Here is a 17,719-nt window from a genome sequence, read left to right as displayed (position 1 = left end):
GTCATTGGTCGCGCGAAAAACCCGGCGTACGGTGGGCAGGTCTCGAACTTCTCGGAAACGTCGCCATGAAACGCCTGCTCGCCACCACCCTGATGCTCGCCTCGCTCAGCGCCTTTGCCCACGAGCCCGTGTACAACCAGGAATCGATCAAGGTCCTGCAAGAACACGCGCTGACCAATGTGCCCGGCAAGAAAACCCTCATGCTCACCGTGGACTACGCCCCCGGCCAAGCCACCGTGCCCCATAGCCACACGGGCACGGCCGTGGCCTACGTGCTCGAAGGCGCGATCACTTCGCGGGTCAATGATGAGAAAGCGAAAACCTACAAGGTCGGCGAATCGTTCTACGAGCCGGCCGGCTCGCGACACTTTGAATCCAGCAATGCCAGCCAGACCCAGCCGGCCAGGTTGCTGGTGGTGATAGTGCTGGACGACAAGGCCGAAGTGCTGACCCCTCTTCCAAAATAATCAGCCGCACCCCCAATCAGAAGTTTGGGTGGGGTGCTAAATGTGGGAGGGGGCTTGCCCCCGATGGCGGTGGGTCAGTTAACAAATAAGTGACTGACACTCCCTCATCGGGGGCAAGCCGAATCGTCGCACCGCCCCTCCACATTTTTTAACTGCGGTTTGTCTGTGGCTCACGGGCGTTTGAACTGGCGGCGCAATTCTTCGATCTTTGGGCGGCACGCACACCCATCAAGGTGATCGTTGACCATCCCCATCGCCTGCATCAGCGCATACATCGTGGTCGGCCCCACGAACGTCCAGCCGCGTTTCTTCAAGGCCTTGGATAAGCGCACCGAGGCGGGTGAAGTCGGATTGCCGGTCCAGTAGGCCAGGTCCACCACTGCCGGACGCTCTTCAGGGCCGGGTTCGAACGCCCACAACCACTGCGCCAGCGAGCCGGTCTCGTCCACCAGCTCACACGCCCGGCGTGCATTGTTGATCGTGGAAACGATCTTCGCCCGATTACGCACGATGCCCGGATCTTGCATCAAGCGCTCGATATCCGCCGCGCCGTACTGCGCCACCCGGCGAAAATCAAAGCCCTCGAACGCCACCCGAAACTGCTCACGCTTGCGCAGGATGGTGATCCACGCCATGCCCGCCTGAAAGCCTTCCAGGCAAATCTTCTCGTACAGATGAACATCATCCGCCACCGGCACGCCCCACTCGCGGTCGTGGTATCGAGGGTATTCCGGCGCCGCCGTGCGCCAGGTGCAGTAGACCTGTCCGGTCTCATCGGTGCTCAGTCCTGGTGTATCCATCCATCACCTCACATGCCAGGTCGCGGATGATAAGCGAAAAAATTTCCACGCGGCCAACCGCTCAAGCGCCGCCCTCCACGACCAACTGGTCAGACCGGGACCTGTCAACCGACGAAGAATGACTTGTTATTTCAAAAATACCTGGCCTAGACTGGCGACGCACTGGACTTACCGGTATGACCACAACAATTAAGCCCTGGAACCACCGGGGCACCGAATAGAGATCACTCCCATGCTCAGATGGTGCTCGCGTTCGATTTTCCTGCAAGTCGTGATTGGCCTGATGCTCGGCATCGCCTGCGGCCTTGCCCTTCCCGAATTCTCCTCGCAACTCAAACCCTTGGGTGACGGCTTTATCAAGCTGATCAAGATGCTGATCGGCCTGATCGTGTTCTGCGTGGTGGTCAGCGGTATCTCCGGCGCCGGTGACTTGAAGAAAGTCGGGCGCATCGGCCTCAAGTCGGTGATCTACTTTGAAGTGCTGACCACGGTTGCCCTGGTGATCGGCCTGGTCATGGCCTTCAGCACCGGCATCGGCACCGGAGCCAATATCCACCTGGAACAGCTCTCCTCCGCGGGCCTGCATGAACTGGCCGACAAGGGCCAGCACATCAAGGGCACCAGCCAGTTCCTGATGGACCTGATCCCCAACTCGGTGATCGGCGCCTTTGCCGATAACAATGTGCTGCAAGTGCTGCTGTTTTCGGTGTTGTTCGGCAGCGCGTTGAACCTGGTGGGCGAAGCGGCTTCCGGTATCACTCGGCTGATCAATGAACTGAGCCACGTGATTTTCCGCATCATGGGCATGATCGTGCGCCTGGCGCCGATCGGCGTGTTTGGCGCGATCGCCTTCACCACCAGCACCTACGGGCTGGACTCCCTGCAACACCTGGGCAGCCTGGTGGGCCTGTTCTACCTGACCTGCTTTGCGTTTGTCGCGCTGATCCTCGGCCTGGTGATGCGCCTGTCGGGCCTGCGCATGTTGCCGTTGCTCAAGTACCTGCGTGAAGAGCTGCTGATCGTGATGGGCACCGCCTCCTCCGATGCGGTGCTGCCGCAGGTCATGCGCAAACTCGAACACCTGGGCATTGGCAGCTCCACCGTGGGCCTGGTGATTCCGACCGGGTATTCGTTCAACCTCGACGGTTTCTCGATCTACCTGACCCTGGCCATCGTGTTTATCGCCAACGCCACCGGCACGCCACTGTCGATGACCGACCTGCTGACGATCTTGCTGGTGTCGCTGATCACCTCCAAGGGCGCCCATGGGATTCCCGGCTCGGCGCTGGTGATTCTGGCGGCCACCCTTACGGCCATCCCGGCGATTCCGGTGGTCGGCCTGGTGCTGGTATTGGCGGTGGATTGGTTCATGGGCATCGGCCGTGCGTTAACCAACCTGATCGGCAACTGCGTCGCCACCGTGGCCATCGCCCGCTGGGAAAAAGACATCGACATCCAGCGCGCCAACAAAGTGCTGGACGGCCAGCAGGGTTATGCCTTCCAGACTAAAAAGCCGGTAGTGCCAGCGCATCAGGAATTCTAGAACGCTAACGCCTTCCACTGTAGGAGCGAGCTTGCTCGCGAAGATCGTCAACGATAACGCGGGCATTCTGGATGCACGCGGTGACTTGAAGTTTTTCGCGAGCAAGCTCGCTCCTACAGTGCAGGGATTATTCATTTTTAAGGAGCGCACGACGTGATCAGCACCTCAACCGTCGTCAATTCAGTCGTAGAAAAACTCCGCGCCGCCTTGGCGCGGGGTCAGTGGCGCCGGGGCGAAATGTTGCCCGGCCAGCGTGAACTGGCCGAACAGATGGGCATCAGCCGCCCCAGCCTGCGCGAGGCCGTGATTGTGCTGGAAACCCTCGGCCTGGTGCGTTCCATGCCCGGCAAAGGTGTGGTCGTGCTGGAAACCAGCATCAGCGAACCGCAATCGAGCGACGCTGTGGCCGACGCCAGCCTCGAAGACATCCTGCAACTGCGCTACACCCTCGAACCCTTCATCGTCGGCCTGGTGGCCCAGTCCATCAGCAGCAAGGAAGTCGGCCAACTGCGCCTGACCCTGATGGACATGCGCGAAGCCCTCGACGCCGGGGATGCCGAAGCCGGCATGAACGCCTACCTCGATTTTCACGAAGAACTGTTTGCGCTCACCTCCAACCCGATCTTCCAGAACGTGGTGCAACAAACCAGCAACGCCCTCAAGCAAAGCGCCCAGGTGCTGCGCAATTCCCCCGAGCACCTGGCCGAACGCCTTCAGGAAAACGAAGCCGTAGTACGCGCCATCCGCAACAAAAACAGCGCCCTGGCCAGTGCCGAAATGCGCCGGCACATCCTCCAGGAAGGCCTGCGCATGGGCATTCGCTTGAACATCCCGGACGACCATCTGGGCAGTTGATTTTTTTGGAGACCGGCCATGACCGCCCACGCCTTGCAACGTGCCCCCCTTGTCACTGCCCTGCCCAGCATGCGCCTGGTGGGCGCTAAAAAAACCTCGGTGGATGACATCTACCCACGGCTGTTCGACGCCATCCTCGAACAACGCATCGCCCCCTCCAGCCGCTTTACCGAAGAGGGCCTGGGTGAAACCTTTGGCGTCAGCCGCAGTGTGATTCGTCGCGTGCTGGCCAAGCTTTCCCATCAACAAGTGATCATCCTGCGCCCCAACCAACGCGCCCAGGTGGCGGCGCCGGACGCGCAGCAAACACGGCAGATCCTGGAAGCGCGGCGACTGACCGAAATCACCGTGGTGCAACTGGCCTGCGCCCAAGCCACGCCGATGCAAATCCGGCAGTTGCGCGAATTGATCGCACGCGAGCGTGACGGCATCGAACGGGACCTGCGTGGGCCGGCGATTCGCTTGTCGGGGGAGTTTCATCTGAATTTGGCGGCCATTGCCGGGAATGGGCCACTGGCGCAGTTTCTCAACAGCCTGGTGCCGTTGACGTCGCTGATCATTGCCCAGTACGAAACGAAAGCCTGCACGTATTGCGCGTGGCAGGAGCATGAGGCGATTGTGGATGCGGTGGAGCAACGCGACTCAAGCACCGCAGTGGTCCTGATGACCCAGCACCTGGATCACCTGGAAGCCAAGTTGCTGAAACACCATTAATCTCCAGATAAAACGAGATCAAAATGTGGGAGGGGGCTTGCCCCCGATAGCGGTGGGCCAGTCATGAAGAGGCTGGCTGACACTCTGCTATCGGGGGCAAGCCCCTCCCACAGTTTTTGGGGTGTTTGATAAAGGGCATTCCAACAAAAAGCCCCTGCATCTCACAATGCAGGGGCTTTTGTTTCAGGCGCTAAATCAAGCCGGTTGCAGCACCGACTGACCACTCAACGCCAGGTCCAGCAACTCACGGTTGGCCACCGCATACATGGCGTAGTCCGTGCCGACCGCAGCACGGATTTCCACCATCATGGCGCGCCAGCGATCAGCCATGTCCTGGTGTTGCTCAAGCCACAGGGCCACGCGGGCTTCCATGTCTTGTGGCGCGTCGGCCATTTGCAGTACCGAGATGGTGATCGCCCGCTGCTGCCAGTCCACGTCGTCGCGGAACGCTTCGCGAGCCTGGGCCTGCCAGTTGTTGGCCACCGGCAGATCGCTGATCTGCTGCAGGTACCACGGCAAGTCCAAGGCGCTGCCGACAGCGAAGTAGGCCTTGGCCACTTCGGCGGCGTCATGCCCGGTGACGTCGGCGGCTTCGATGATCGGCAGCAAGGTGTACAGGTGAGTCGTGCCTGCAACCATGCGCGCCAACAATTCCGGCACGCCGGCTTCGGTGTAGGCCTGGTAGCGGGTCTGCCAACCTTCACGGGTCGGGCCTTCCAGCAGTTCGTCGAGCTTGAGGCCCAGCGCGGCCAGGTGCGGACCGAAGTGTGCGGTATCGCGGCCAGCATCCTGTTCGTTGCGACGGCTGCGCAGGAACCAGCGCGTCGCGCGGCGGCCCAGGCGCATCAGTTCGTCCATCAGCTCCAGTTGCACGTCGGCGGAGACCTGGTGGTCCAGGGCTTCGATCTGGCGGAACCAGTGCGGGAGATGGAAGATGTCCCGCACGATCACATAGGCGCCCGCCACGTTCGCCGGGCTCATGCCGGTCGACTCTTTGAGGCGTTGAACGAAGGTGATGCCCATGTGGTTGACCAGGTCGTTGGCGATCTGGGTGCTGACGATCTCACGCTTGAGGCGGTGGCGACGCATCGCTTCACCGAACTTGGCGACCAGGCTCGGTGGGAACGCGGTCTCCATGTCACGGGTCAGGTACTCGTCATCCGGCACCAGCGACTTGAGCAGTGCTTCCTTGAGGTCGATCTTGCTGTACGAGATCAACACCGACAGCTCCGGACGGGTCAGGCCCTTGCCGGCGGAAGCGCGCTCGGTGAGCTGTTCCTCGGTCGGCAGGTACTCGATGGCGCGGTCCAGCTTGCCACGGCTTTCCAGGTCGCTCATCAGGCGCTTGTACTCGGCGGCACGCTCGTAGGCACGGCGCGCGGCCAGGGACAGGGCCTGGGTCTGCTTGTAGTTGTTGCCCAACACCAGGCTGCCGACTTCGTCGGTCATGCTCGCCAGCAACTGGTTGCGTTGCTTGTCGGTCATGTCGCCGGCCTGCACCACTTCGTTGAGCAGGATCTTGATGTTCACTTCGTGGTCGGAGCAGTCCACACCACCGGCGTTGTCGATGAAGTCGGTGTTGGAGCCGCCGCCATTGAGGCCGAACTCCACACGACCCAGCTGGGTCATGCCGAGGTTACCGCCCTCGCCCACCACCTTGCAGCGCAGCTCGTTGCCGTTGACGCGCAGCGCGTCGTTGGCCTTGTCGCCCACATCGGCATGGCTTTCGGTGCTGGCCTTGACGTAAGTGCCGATACCACCGTTCCACAACAGGTCCACCGGCGCCTTGAGCAAGGCGTTGAGCAGTTCGGTCGGGGTCAGCTTGTCGGCCTGGATGTCGAAGCGTTCTTTCATCTGGGGCGAGATGGCAATGCTCTTCGCGCTGCGCGAGAAGATACCGCCGCCTTCGGACATGATGCTGGTGTCGTAGTCGCTCCACGCCGAACGAGGCAGCTCGAACATGCGCTGGCGTTCGACAAAGCTGGTGGCCGGGTTCGGGTTTGGATCGATGAAGATATGCAGGTGGTTGAAGGCCGCGACCAGTTGCAGCTTGTCGGACATCAACAGGCCGTTACCGAATACGTCACCGGCCATGTCGCCGATGCCCACCACGGTGATGCTGTCTTCCTGCACGTTGATGCCGCGCTCACGGAAGTGACGCTGCACGCCGACCCACGCGCCCTTGGCGGTGATCCCCATTTTCTTGTGGTCGTAACCGGCCGAGCCACCGGAGGCGAACGCATCGCCCAGCCAGAAGCCGTAGTCGATAGCGATGCCGTTGGCGATGTCGGAGAAGGTCGCAGTGCCCTTGTCCGCCGCGACCACCAGGTACGGGTCATCGCCGTCATGCCGCACCACGTTGGCCGGCGGCACCAGGGCGCCGTCCTTCAGGTTGTCGGTGATGTCCAGCAGCCCGGAGATGAAGATGCGGTAGCAGGCAATGCCTTCGGCCGCGATCTCGTCACGGGAACCGCCCAATGGCAGACGACGCGGCAGGAAACCGCCCTTGGCGCCCACCGGCACGATCACCGAGTTCTTCACTTGCTGGGCTTTTACCAGGCCGAGCACTTCGGTACGGAAGTCTTCTTCACGATCGGACCAGCGCAGGCCGCCACGGGCAACGTTGCCAAAGCGCAGGTGCACGCCTTCGACCCGTGGCGAGTAGACGAAGATTTCAAACTTCGGCACCGGCTTGGGCAGCTCGGGAATCGCGCGCGGGTCGAACTTGAAGCTGAAGTACGACTTGTTCTGGCCGTTGGCGTCGGTCTGGTAGAAGTTGGTGCGCAGGGTGGCCTTGATCAGGTCCAGGTAGCGACGCAGGATGCGGTCTTCGTTGAGCACCTGGACGTCGTCCAGGGCCGTGAGGATCGCTTGCTCCAGACGTTGCTGCTTGTCTTCCAGGTCGTCGGCGTTGAGCTTGCGCGCCAGGTAGAAGCGGGTCTTGAACAACCGGGTCAACTCGCGGGCGATGTCGGTGTGGTTGTTCAGGGTACTGGCGATGTAGCCCAGGTCGAAGCCCAGGCGAATCTGCTTGAGGTAACGGGCATAGGCACGCAGCAGCGCGACGTCACGCCATGGCAGGCCAGCGGTGAGCACCAGGCGGTTGAACGCATCGTTCTCGGCATCGCCATGCACGATATGCACGAACGCGTCCTGCAGGGTGTCGTTGAGCTGCTGGATGTCCAGGTTCACGCCTTCGGCGGCGATGAACGCAAAATCGTGGATCCAGAACTCGCGGCCATTGGCATGGCGCAGGCGATACGGGAATTCACCCAGCACGCGCAGGCCCAGGTTTTCCAGGATCGGCAGGACGTCGGACAGGGCCAGCGGGGTATCCGCGTGGTAGAGCTTGCAATGCAGCTCGCGCTGGCCGGACACCTGGCCCAACGGCTGGTAGAAACTCATCACCAGCGGGTTGGCTTCGGTGAGGCTGAGCAGGTGCTGCATGTCGACCACGGCCGAATGCGCCGCGAAACGCTCGCGGTAACCGGCCGGGAAGCCTTTCGGGAAGTCGGCCAGCACGTTGGTGCCGTGGGCTTCGCCGAAGCTTTCCACGACCAGGCTGGAGTAGTCGTCCTGCCAGCTGCGGCAGGCCTGCACCACTTCTTTTTCCAGTTGCAGCGGGTCGATGTCCAGGCGGTTCTTCGGGTCGACCCGCAGAATCAGTTGTACACGGGCCAACACGGATTCGGAGAAGAAGGTCCAGAATTCGCAGTCCGAGGCTTTCAGGCGATCCATCAGCACTTGCTGGATCTTCTGGCGCACTTCGGTGGAATAGATGTCGCGTGGCACATAGGCCAGGCAGTAGCAGAAACGACCGTACGGGTCTTTGCGCAGGAACACGCGGATCTTGTTGCGCTCCTGGATCTGCACGATCGACATCACGGTGCTGAACAGCTCGTCGACCGGGGTCTGGAACAGGTCGTCACGGGGCAATACTTCAACGACCTGGGCCAGCTCCTTGCCCAGGTGCGCCTTGGCCTGGAAGCCCGAACGGCGTTCGATTTCCGCGACCTTGCGACGGATATAAGGGATCACCCGCACGCTTTCGCCATACACCGACGAGGTGTACAGGCCCATGAAGCGGCATTCCTTGACGACCTTGCCGTCGGCATCGATCTGGCGGATCGACACGTAGTCCGGGTACGCCGGGCGGTGTACGCGGCTCGGGTGCGCGGCCTTGGCGAACGACAGCACGGTCGGCTCGCGCAGGTAGGACACGGCGTAGTCTTCGATGCGCAGGTCGTCGGCGGTCAGGCCGGCGCGCAGCAGCTTGGTCAGGCCGAGGAACGAGCTGGCGTCATATTCGATATGACCGCCATCCGCCTCGTCACGTACCACGAATTCCTCATAGCCCAGGAACGTGAAGTGGTTGCCCACCAGCCATTCCAGGAAGTTCTTGATCTCGGCCTTTTCTTCGCCGTCGATACCGAACGGGCTGGCGTCGATGCTTTCCAGCAGCTGCTGGACCTTGGCCTTCATCGGCTCGAAATCGGCCACGGCCACGCGCACTTCGCCCAATACCTGCTCCAGCTCTTTGCTCAGCACGTTGAGTTCGGCGGCGTTGGCGCAGCGGTCGATTTCCAGGTACATCAGCGATTCTTGCTGGATGCCTTCGCCCTGGGTGCCTTTAGGCAGGATTTCCAGCAATTCGCCCTTGCTGCCACGGCGTACGCTGAGCACGGTGGTTTGCAGGGTGTGAATACTGTAGCCACGGCGGTTCAGCTCGGTGCGTACCGAGTCCACCAGAAATGGCAGGTCATGGTGCAGCACTTCGACCGCAGTGTGGGTCGACTGCCAGCCATGACGTTCATAATCGGGGTTATAGACCCGCACTTGCGATTCAGTGTGATCAAAGCGCTCAAGCAGGCGCCAGGCAGACAGGGTGCAACCGGCCAGGTCGGAAAGGCGACGCTGGGTCAGTTCGTCCAGGGAAATAATGCCGAAGAATTGCTCAGCGAACAGCGCCACTTGTGGCAGTGCCTGTTCACTGATGTGCTGCGCCAGTGCCGCTTGCAGTTGATGCTGGAAGTCGGCCTTGCTGGCTGCGGTGAAGAACGCCATCTGTGGTACTCCGCTTGGGCTTGTTATTGATGGAAGCGTCGCGTGTTATCCCCTTGCGGGGAGACCGTCAGCTCTGTTCGCAGGTAACGAGTTAAGCACCTTAAACGAATCAGGGTGACAGGTGGGTGAAGCTGGACAAGACAGTCAGGTCACATACAACGTCCATTGAACGTACACCTTGCCGGGCGACGGTACGACGGGCAGGTCAGGCTCCCGGCACAGGGCACATCCGTTGCGCAGCTTAACGAGTGTAGGAAGACCGCTGCTTGCGGTGCTGCGACATATTCGGTCATCGGTAAGCAAGCTTGCGGTTGCGACTTGGACAACCCGGATTTTCCCGCAGAAAAACCGGCTGTTTTCGCCGCAGCGAGTACCAGAAATGACCGATCTTGCCCATCAGGTCATGCACTGGGTCTGACACAGGATGCAGCACAAAATTCGCCGCAATGGCACAATTGTCCACGCAACACCCTCCCCCACACAGGATTCCCCATGCTGCAGCTGAAAACCGACGCATTGATGGCCACCCCGTGCGACGACGAAGAAGACAACATGGCCATGCTCTGCTGCCACGGCAAAAACGGCGAGATGTTCATGTTGACCCGGTATCCGGATGAAAACGAAGTCGAGCTGACCTGGGATTACGAGCCGTCGACCCTGGACGGCCTCAAGGTCACCCTGAGTGATACCACGCTGCAGGTAGAACTCGCCGCAGGCGACGCCGACGCCCTGGGCGGCAAGGACCACCTGGCAATCACCCATGCCACAGCCGCCTCGGACTTGGCCGAAGTCGAGCAAACCCTGCAAAACATCCTCAAAGGCACCGGCACTTTCATCCGGATTTAAGCTGCACCATCGATCAAATGTGGAAGGGGGCTTGCCCCCGATAGCATCGGGTCAGTCAATAAATCTGTGACTGACGCGCCGCCATCGGGGTGTAGCTCCCTCCCACATTGACTGTGTTCCCACACAAAAACCCTACAAGTTTTTCTGAAAATACCCGTGACGCCGTTAGTCGCCACCCCCTTCGATGCATTAAAGTAAGCCTCCCAAGCCTGGCGCTCGCGCTCGACCACCAGGCTCATCTCTCCAGGAACCGTCATCGATGGAACATCGTGAAGCGCTGCTTGCGCTGCGAACCTTTCTTTCTACGCAGATTCTCGGCCAGGAAAAACTCATCGATCGCCTGCTCATCGCCCTGCTCGCCGACGGCCACATGCTGGTGGAAGGCGCGCCGGGCCTGGCCAAGACCAAGGCGATCAAAGAGCTGGCCGAAGGCATCGAAGCGCAGTTCCATCGCATCCAGTTCACTCCCGACCTGTTGCCGGCCGATATCACCGGCACCGAGATCTATCGCCCGGAAACCGGCAGCTTCGTGTTCCAACAAGGGCCGATCTTCCACAACCTGGTGCTGGCCGACGAAATCAACCGTGCCCCGGCCAAGGTGCAATCCGCCTTGCTGGAGGCCATGGCCGAGCGCCAGGTCAGTGTCGGGCGCAGCACCTATGAGTTGTCGCCGCTGTTTCTGGTGATGGCCACGCAGAACCCCATCGAGCAGGAAGGCACCTACCCGTTGCCCGAAGCCCAGCTCGACCGTTTCCTGATGCATGTCAAGATCGGCTTCCCGGACGCCGCCGTGGAGCGGCGCATCCTGCAACAGGCGCGGGGCGAAGCGCTCAACGGCGAAACCAAGCCTGAACGCCGCGTCAGCCAGCAGGCGATCTTTGCCGCGCGCAAGGAAATCCTCGGCCTGTACATGGCCGATGCGGTGGAGGAATACCTGGTGCAGTTGGTCATGGCCACGCGCACCCCGGCCAAGTTCGACCCGGAGATGGCCGAATGGATCGCCTACGGCGCCAGCCCGCGCGGCTCCATCGCCCTCGACCGCTGCGCCCGTGCCCATGCCTGGCTGGCCGGGCGTGACTTTGTCAGCCCGGAGGATATCCAGGCGGTGCTGTTCGACGTGCTGCGCCACCGCATCATCCTGTCCTTCGAAGCCGAAGCCGCCGGGATCGACCAGGACCGCGTAGTACAACGCATTCTCGACGTCGTTGCCGTCGCTTGAAGTCGATGAACGCCAGCGATGGAATCCGCGTCACCCTCAGCGAATTGATTGAGATGCGCCACCGCGTGCGCGAAGTGCAGCTGTTTTCCACGCCGAGCCAGCGCAGCCCGCTGATTGGCCTGCACCACTCCAAGCTGCGCGGGCGCGGCGTCGACTTCGACCAGGTGCGCGTGTACCAGGCCGGGGACGACGTGCGCACCATCGACTGGCGTGTGACCGCGCGCACCCAGGAACCGCATACCAAGCTGTTCCACGAAGAACGCGAACGCCCGATCTTTATCATGGTGGAGCAAAGTTGCCGGCTGTTTTTCGGTTCGGGGCAGATGTTCAAGTCGGTGCTGGCGGCCCAGGCCGCCAGCCTGATCGGCTGGGCAGCCCTGGGGCATAACGACCGCGTCGGCGGGCTGGTGTTCGGTGACAACGAGCACTACGAAATCAAACCCCGGCGCAGCAAGCAAAGCCTGCTGCAATTGCTCAACCGCCTGGTGCGGGTCAACCAGAGCCTCAACACCGAGAGCCGCCCCGAAGCCGACGCCCTGGGCATGGCCCTGCGCCGTGGGCGTGAAGTCCTGCGCCCGGGCAGCCTGGTGATCGTGATCTGTGATGAACGCGCCCTCACCGAAGGTGCAGAACAACAACTGAGCCTGCTGTCACGCCATTGCGACTTGCTGCTGATGCCGATCTCCGACCCGCTGGACCATGCCCTGCCCGCCGCCGGGCTGCTGCGTTTCGCGCAAAGAGGCGCACAGTTGGAACTGGACACATTGAATTTCGACTTGCGCCAAGCCTACAAGGCCCAGGCCGAAGCGCGCATCGCCCGCTGGGAATTGCTCGCGCAGAAACTGCGAATACTGTTGATGCCGTTGAGCACCCAGAGTGAAATGGTCGAGCAACTGCGCGAATACCTCAACCCGCAACGCCCGGTTAAAAAGCAATGAGCAGCCTCGACCAACTGCAACCTTTGATCGCCCCGCCGAGCATTGGCTTCTGGCCACCCGCGCCCGGCTGGTGGCTGTTGCTGCTGATCATCCCGCTGCTGGGCTGGGGCCTGTGGTCGTTGCGCCGCTTTGTGCCCGCGCGGCGCCCCTTGGCTCGCGCCGAACAACCGCTCGACCCGCTGCGCATCGCGGCCCTGGCGGAACTCGCCCTGATGCCCAAACCCTATGACGGCGCCCCCGCCGGCGCCTGGCTGCAGCAGCTCAATGGCCTGCTCAAGCGCTTGTGCCGCAACGACTATCCCTACAGCCAGAGCCACACCCTCAACGGCCGCAAATGGCTGGCGTTCCTCGATAACCGCTGCCCCGCCGCCGGCCTCACGCGCTGGATGGTGCTGGTGGAAGGCGCCTATAAACCCGAATGCAAACTCGATGACAAAGCCATCGCGGGCCTGACCCAAGCCGTCGACACCTGGATTCGCAAACATGTTTGAGTTCGCCTGGCCGTGGATCTTCGCCCTGTTGCCATTGCCCTGGGTGATGCGGCTTATATTGCCGGCGGCCGACAGCGGCGAGCCGGCGTTGAAAGTCAGCTACCTCAGCGACCTCGAAGGCCTCGCCCGCCGCCGCGCGCGGGTCAACCTGCCCGGCTGGCGCCAGCAGGCCCCGTTCGTGCTGCTGTGGCTGCTGCTGCTGACGGCCGCCGCCCGGCCCGAGTGGCTCGGCGAACCGCTGCCGATTGCCGCCAGTGGCCGCGATCTACTGGTGGCGGTGGACGTGTCCGGTTCCATGGACTTTCCCGACATGCACTGGCAGGACGAGGACGTCAGCCGCCTGAGCCTGGTCCAGCACCTGCTCGGCGACTTCCTAGAAGCGCGCGAAGGTGACCGCGTGGGCCTGATCCTGTTCGGCAGCCAAGCCTACCTGCAAGCGCCGCTGACCTTCGACCGCCGCACTGTACGCACCTGGCTGGATGAAGCGCGCATCGGCATCGCCGGCAAGAACACCGCCATCGGCGACGCCATCGGCCTGGCCCTGAAACGCCTGCGCCAGCGTCCAGCGCAAAGCCGCGTGCTGATCCTGGTCACCGACGGCGCCAACAATGCCGGGCAGATCGACCCGCTGACCGCCGCGCGCCTGGCGGCTGAGGAAGGCGTGAAGATCTACCCCATCGGCATCGGTGCCGACCCCGAACAAACCGGCTCCCTGGGGATCCTGGGCGTCAACCCGAGCCTGGACCTCGACGAACCGGCGCTCAAGGCAATCGCCGAGGCCACCGGCGGGCGCTACTTCCGCGCGCGCGACGGCGAGGAACTGCAAGCGATCAAGGACACCCTTGATCAACTCGAACCGGTCGAGCAACAACCCACCCAGGCCCGCCCCGCCCAGGCGCTCTACAGCGCCCCCCTGGCATTGGCGTTGATCCTAAGCCTGTTGCTGGTGATCCAGGAGCGCTGGCCCAACAACGCCTTGCAACGGCTGTTCAACAAACTCTCCACCAAGGGCCATTTCCTGCAACAACACCCTGAATGGCGCCAGCGCCTGAACCGCCTGCGTTTGCGGAGGCGTCGATGATCGACCTGTGGCCGCATTGGTTCCGTCCCTGGTGGCTGTTGCTGCTGCCGCTGCTCGGCTGGTTGCTGTGGCAACTGTGGCATCGGCAAAAACGCGCCGGGCGCTGGCAGATGATCCTGCCACCGGCCTTCCACGCCGTGCTGCTCAGCGGCGGCAACGGGCGCGAAAGCAAATCGCCCTGGGTGATCCTCGGCATCGCCTGGCTGCTCGCGCTTCTCGCCTTGCTCGGCCCGAGCTGGCAACGGGTGGAACAAACCAGCCAGAAACCGTCCGACCCGCTGGTGGTGCTGCTGGAACTGACCCCGGAGATGCTCGCCACCGACAGCCCGCCCAGCCGCCTGGAACAGGCTCGGCGCAAACTGTATGACTTGTTGCAGGCGCGCAGCGACGCGCAAACCGCCATCGTCGTGTATGCCGGCAGTGCGCACATACTGGTGCCGCTGTCGGACGACCTGGCCACCAGCCGCAACCTGCTCGAAGCCCTGCGCCCCTCGCTGATGCCCGAGCCCGGCCATCGCGCCGACCTGGCCGTGGACAAAGCCCTGGGCCTGCTCAAGCAAGGCGGTCTCGGCCAGGGGCGCCTGTTGCTGATTGGCTCCTCGCTGTCCAAACAGGAACGCCAGGGCATTCGCTTGCTGCTGCAAGGCAGCCAGGCGCCCAGCCTGTCGATCCTCGGCGTTGGCAGCCGTGAAGGCACGCCGGTGACCCAGGAAAGCGGCGAGTTCCTCAAGGACGAACAGGGCGCGATCCTGGTGCCGCGCCTCGACAGCCCGACGCTCAAGGCGTTCGCCAGCGAGATGGGCGGCCGTTACCGCGCCGCTCGCCTGGACGACAAGGACCTGCGCCAACTTGGCGTACTCGACACGCCCCAAGCCCTGCGCAACGACGGCCAACTGCTGCACCTCGACACCTGGGCCGACCAGGGCTACTGGCTGCTCCTGCCGCTGTTGCTGCTGGCCGCCTGCGCCGGGCGCCGGGGCTGGCTGTTCTGCCTGCCGTTGCTGCTGTTGGGCGCGCCGCAGCCCAGCTACGCGTTCGAATTCCAGGACCTCTGGCTGCGCCCTGACCAGCAAGGCCAGTACCTGCTGAAGAAAAAGCACCCCGCCGAAGCCGCCGAGCGTTTCGAAGACCCACAATGGCAAGGCGTGGCGCTATACGAGGCCGGTAACTACGCCGAGGCCATCAAGCGTTTCGCCGAGGGCAGCGACGCCTATTCCCACTACAATCGCGGCAATGCCCTGGCCAAGTCCGGCGAACTGGAAGCGGCTATCGACGCCTATGAACAGGCGCTGGAAGCCCAGCCCGACCTGCAACCGGCCCTGAAGAACAAAGCCCTGGTGGAGAGCCTGATCCAGCAACAGGCCCAGCCCGAGCCGACTCAGCCGGCAAAAAACGAGGATGACGAAACCACCCAACCCGGCCAAACTGCGCAACCGGGCGCCACTGGGCAAAGTGCCACAGGAGGCGAGGAGTCATCCCCAGCCCAGGGTGAAACCGGCACCCATGATACCCAGGCCGGCGCCACGCCGCAGGCCGGTGGCAATGACGTGCCGGGCAGCGAGCTGGGGGATGAGCAGACCACCACCCCGCCCTTGCGCCCCACGGACACCAGCCTTGACGGTGAACGCCGCCAGGCCCTGGAACAATGGCTGCAGGAGATCCCGGACAACCCCGGCGAACTGCTGCGGCGCAAATTCTGGTACGAACAGCAACAGCATCAGGACAAGACTCGATGAGCCGCCGCACCACCCTTCTGCTTCTGCTCGCGTTATCGGCAGGCCACGCCCAGGCGGCGAGCCTGGTCGCCAGCGTCGACCGCAGCCGCCTCAACTCCGGGGAAACGGTAGAACTGACGGTGGAATCCAGCGACGTCACCCAGTTCGGCAAGCCGGACCTGTCGCCCCTGGATGCGCAGTTCGAAGTCAGCGGCACCCGGCAGATCAACCAGCTCACCACCTTGGGTGGCGACAATCACGCCACCACGCGCTGGATCATTACCCTGCTGCCCAAGGAAAACGGCAACGTGGTGATTCCACCGTTGCAAGTGGGTGAATACAAGACCCAGCCCATTACCCTGCAAGTCGTGGAAACCAGCAGCCAGGACACCAATGCCGAACTCGCGCCGGTCTTTGTCGAAGCCAACCTCGACCAGTCCACCGTGTACGTCCAGGCCCAGGCCCTGTTAACACTGCGCGTCTACCACTCGGTGTCGCTGTACGACGACAGCAGCCTCACGCCGTTGCAGATCCCCGATGCGCGCATCGAGCAACTGGGCGAGTCACGCACCTACGAAAAGGTCATCAACAGCATTCGCCACGGTGTGATCGAAACCCGCTATGCCATCTACCCGCAGCACAGCGGCAACCTGGCGATACCCACGCAGACCTTCAGCGCCACGTTGGTGGAGTCGCGTCCGCAGCAAGAGAACAGCTTGCAAGGCACCAAGCCCGGCAAGCTGATTCACGTCAGCTCCGCGCCGCTGCAACTGACGGTCAAGCCGAAGCCGGAACTCTACCCGGCCGACGCCCCCTGGTTACCGGCACGCAGCCTGACCTTGAGCGAAAACTGGAACCCCGAGCCGACCCACGTGCAGGTCGGCGACTCCCTGACCCGCAGCCTCACGCTCAAGGCCGAAGGCTTGTCCAGCGCGCAGCTGCCGGCCCTGCCCAGCACCGACATCAACGGCCTGCGCCGCTACCCGGACCAACCGGTGCTCGCCAACCAGAACAACGACCGCGGCCTGATCGGCAGCCGCGAAGACCGCGAAGCGCTGGTGCCCACCCACGTCGGCGCCCTTGAGCTGCCACCGGTGGAAGTGGTGTGGTGGAACACCCACGAAGATCACCTGGAACGCACCAGCCTGCCGGCCCGCACCCTGCAAGTCGCGAACAACCCGAGCCTGGTGGTGGACACCCCCGCCACCCCCACCATCATCACCGCCCCCGACGATAGCCGCCTGTGGCTGTGGCAACTGAGCACCTTGATCCTGGCTTGCACCACCCTGCTCGGCTTCGGCCTGTGGTGGCGGGCACGCTGGCAGCCGGCCGTATTGCGCGCCGCCCAGACCGGCCCGAGCCCGCGCACCCTGCTCGACGACCTCAAGCGCGCCGCCCAGGCCAACGACCCCCAGGCCACCCGCCAGGCGCTGGATGCGTGGGCGCGGCAACAGCCGGAAACCCTGGCCGACATGGCGGCGCGGTTCGTGCCGCTGTCGGATGCGCTGGATGGGTTGAACGGCGCGCTCTACAGCGAGAGCGGCCACTATTGGGTCGGCGAAGACCTGTGGCGTGCGGTGAAAGCCATCCCGATGGCCGAGCGTGAGCAGGACCCAGCGACGGATACCACCAGCTTGCCGCCGCTATATCCCAAATAAGCCCCGCTGCATCCCTGACACTCCACAAATCAAAATATGGGAGGGGCCGTGCGACGATTCGACTTGCCCCTGATTGCGATGGGTTGGCTCGACGCTGAACGCCCGGCAGACAGGGCTGCTGTGGCGAGCAGGCTTGCCCTGCGTTGGGCTGCGAAGCGGCCCCAAAACCAGCCACTGAGGCGCGCCTGACACAGCGCAGGTGTCTTTGTCAGGGGCCGCTTCGCGGCCCAACGCAGGGCAAGCCTGCTCGCCACGGCTGCCCGCTTGTCACAACTGCCTGATTGCCAAAGGGGGGTTATGCGTCGTCTGAAGCAGCGTGTTCGCAATA

13 protein-coding genes and 1 pseudogene are annotated in these 17,719 nt (G+C 62.9%); 12 read left to right on the top strand and 2 right to left on the bottom strand.

What is annotated here, in order from left to right; all coding sequences use genetic code 11:
- The first annotated feature begins 65 nt into the window (after nt 1–65).
- Entirely contained in the window at nt 66–467 is a 402-nt protein-coding gene (locus P2T68_RS15870; protein WP_069076310.1) for a cupin domain-containing protein, read from the top strand.
- Nucleotides 468–637: 170 nt separating this feature from the next.
- Here the strand turns inward: P2T68_RS15870 and P2T68_RS15865 are convergent, their stop codons facing one another.
- Nucleotides 638–1,267 (bottom strand): DNA-3-methyladenine glycosylase I, encoded by a 630-nt coding sequence (locus P2T68_RS15865; protein ID WP_277379567.1) that lies wholly within the window; start codon nt 1,265–1,267, stop codon nt 638–640.
- Between the two features lie 217 nt (nt 1,268–1,484).
- On the opposite strand from P2T68_RS15865, the gene P2T68_RS15860 reads away from it, so the two are divergent.
- From P2T68_RS15860 to P2T68_RS15845, 4 genes and pseudogenes are all read left to right on the top strand, one after another.
- Nucleotides 1,485–2,810 carry a C4-dicarboxylate transporter DctA gene (locus P2T68_RS15860; protein ID WP_173903832.1) on the top strand — a complete coding sequence of 442 codons (1,326 nt, stop codon included), beginning with the start codon at nt 1,485–1,487 and terminating at the stop codon, nt 2,808–2,810.
- Between the two features lie 31 nt (nt 2,811–2,841).
- A pseudogene (locus P2T68_RS15855) lies at nt 2,842–2,931 on the top strand (outer membrane lipoprotein carrier protein LolA); the annotation flags it as partial.
- 32 nt (nt 2,932–2,963) lie between these two features.
- A complete protein-coding gene (locus P2T68_RS15850; RefSeq protein ID WP_024075905.1) occupies nt 2,964–3,665 on the top strand; it encodes a FadR/GntR family transcriptional regulator in 702 nt (233 codons plus the stop codon).
- 18 nt (nt 3,666–3,683) lie between these two features.
- Nucleotides 3,684–4,379: a GntR family transcriptional regulator gene (locus tag P2T68_RS15845; protein ID WP_024075906.1), complete on the top strand. Its 696-nt coding sequence runs from the start codon at nt 3,684–3,686 to the stop codon at nt 4,377–4,379.
- A 195-nt stretch (nt 4,380–4,574) separates the two neighbouring features.
- On the opposite strand, the gene P2T68_RS15840 is transcribed toward P2T68_RS15845, so the two are convergent.
- Nucleotides 4,575–9,443 (bottom strand): NAD-glutamate dehydrogenase, encoded by a 4,869-nt coding sequence (locus tag P2T68_RS15840; protein ID WP_069076313.1) that lies wholly within the window; start codon nt 9,441–9,443, stop codon nt 4,575–4,577.
- 492 nt (nt 9,444–9,935) lie between these two features.
- On the opposite strand from P2T68_RS15840, the gene P2T68_RS15835 reads away from it, so the two are divergent.
- From P2T68_RS15835 to P2T68_RS15805, 7 genes are all read left to right on the top strand, one after another.
- On the top strand, nt 9,936–10,289 hold the full coding sequence (locus P2T68_RS15835; RefSeq protein ID WP_024075908.1) for a hypothetical protein: 354 nt from the start codon (nt 9,936–9,938) through the stop codon (nt 10,287–10,289).
- A 259-nt stretch (nt 10,290–10,548) separates the two neighbouring features.
- The gene (locus P2T68_RS15830; protein ID WP_017739127.1) at nt 10,549–11,508 is read left to right on the top strand and encodes a MoxR family ATPase; all 960 of its coding nucleotides are present in this window, start codon (nt 10,549–10,551) and stop codon (nt 11,506–11,508) included.
- 5 nt (nt 11,509–11,513) lie between these two features.
- Complete coding sequence (locus P2T68_RS15825; RefSeq protein ID WP_024075909.1) at nt 11,514–12,446, top strand: DUF58 domain-containing protein; 933 nt, start codon at nt 11,514–11,516, stop codon at nt 12,444–12,446.
- The gene (locus P2T68_RS15820) at nt 12,443–12,937 is read left to right on the top strand and encodes a DUF4381 domain-containing protein (protein ID WP_024075910.1); all 495 of its coding nucleotides are present in this window, start codon (nt 12,443–12,445) and stop codon (nt 12,935–12,937) included. The genes P2T68_RS15825 and P2T68_RS15820 overlap by 4 nt, the downstream gene beginning before the upstream one ends.
- Entirely contained in the window at nt 12,930–14,018 is a 1,089-nt protein-coding gene (locus tag P2T68_RS15815; protein WP_069076314.1) for a VWA domain-containing protein, read from the top strand. The genes P2T68_RS15820 and P2T68_RS15815 overlap by 8 nt, the downstream gene beginning before the upstream one ends.
- The gene (locus P2T68_RS15810; protein WP_024075912.1) at nt 14,015–15,754 is read left to right on the top strand and encodes a tetratricopeptide repeat protein; all 1,740 of its coding nucleotides are present in this window, start codon (nt 14,015–14,017) and stop codon (nt 15,752–15,754) included. Before P2T68_RS15815 ends, P2T68_RS15810 begins: the two co-directional genes overlap by 4 nt.
- A complete protein-coding gene (locus tag P2T68_RS15805; protein ID WP_024075913.1) occupies nt 15,751–17,391 on the top strand; it encodes a BatD family protein in 1,641 nt (546 codons plus the stop codon). Before P2T68_RS15810 ends, P2T68_RS15805 begins: the two co-directional genes overlap by 4 nt.
- Nucleotides 17,392–17,719: the final 328 nt, after the last annotated feature.

Origin of the sequence: Pseudomonas sp. G11, from assembly GCF_029457515.1 — a bacterium.
In the GTDB taxonomy this organism is placed as follows: Bacteria; Pseudomonadota; Gammaproteobacteria; order Pseudomonadales; family Pseudomonadaceae; genus Aquipseudomonas; species Aquipseudomonas gorinensis.
The sequence above is the reverse complement of the archived record's forward strand: the minus strand, read 5'-3'. Positions and strand labels throughout refer to the sequence as shown.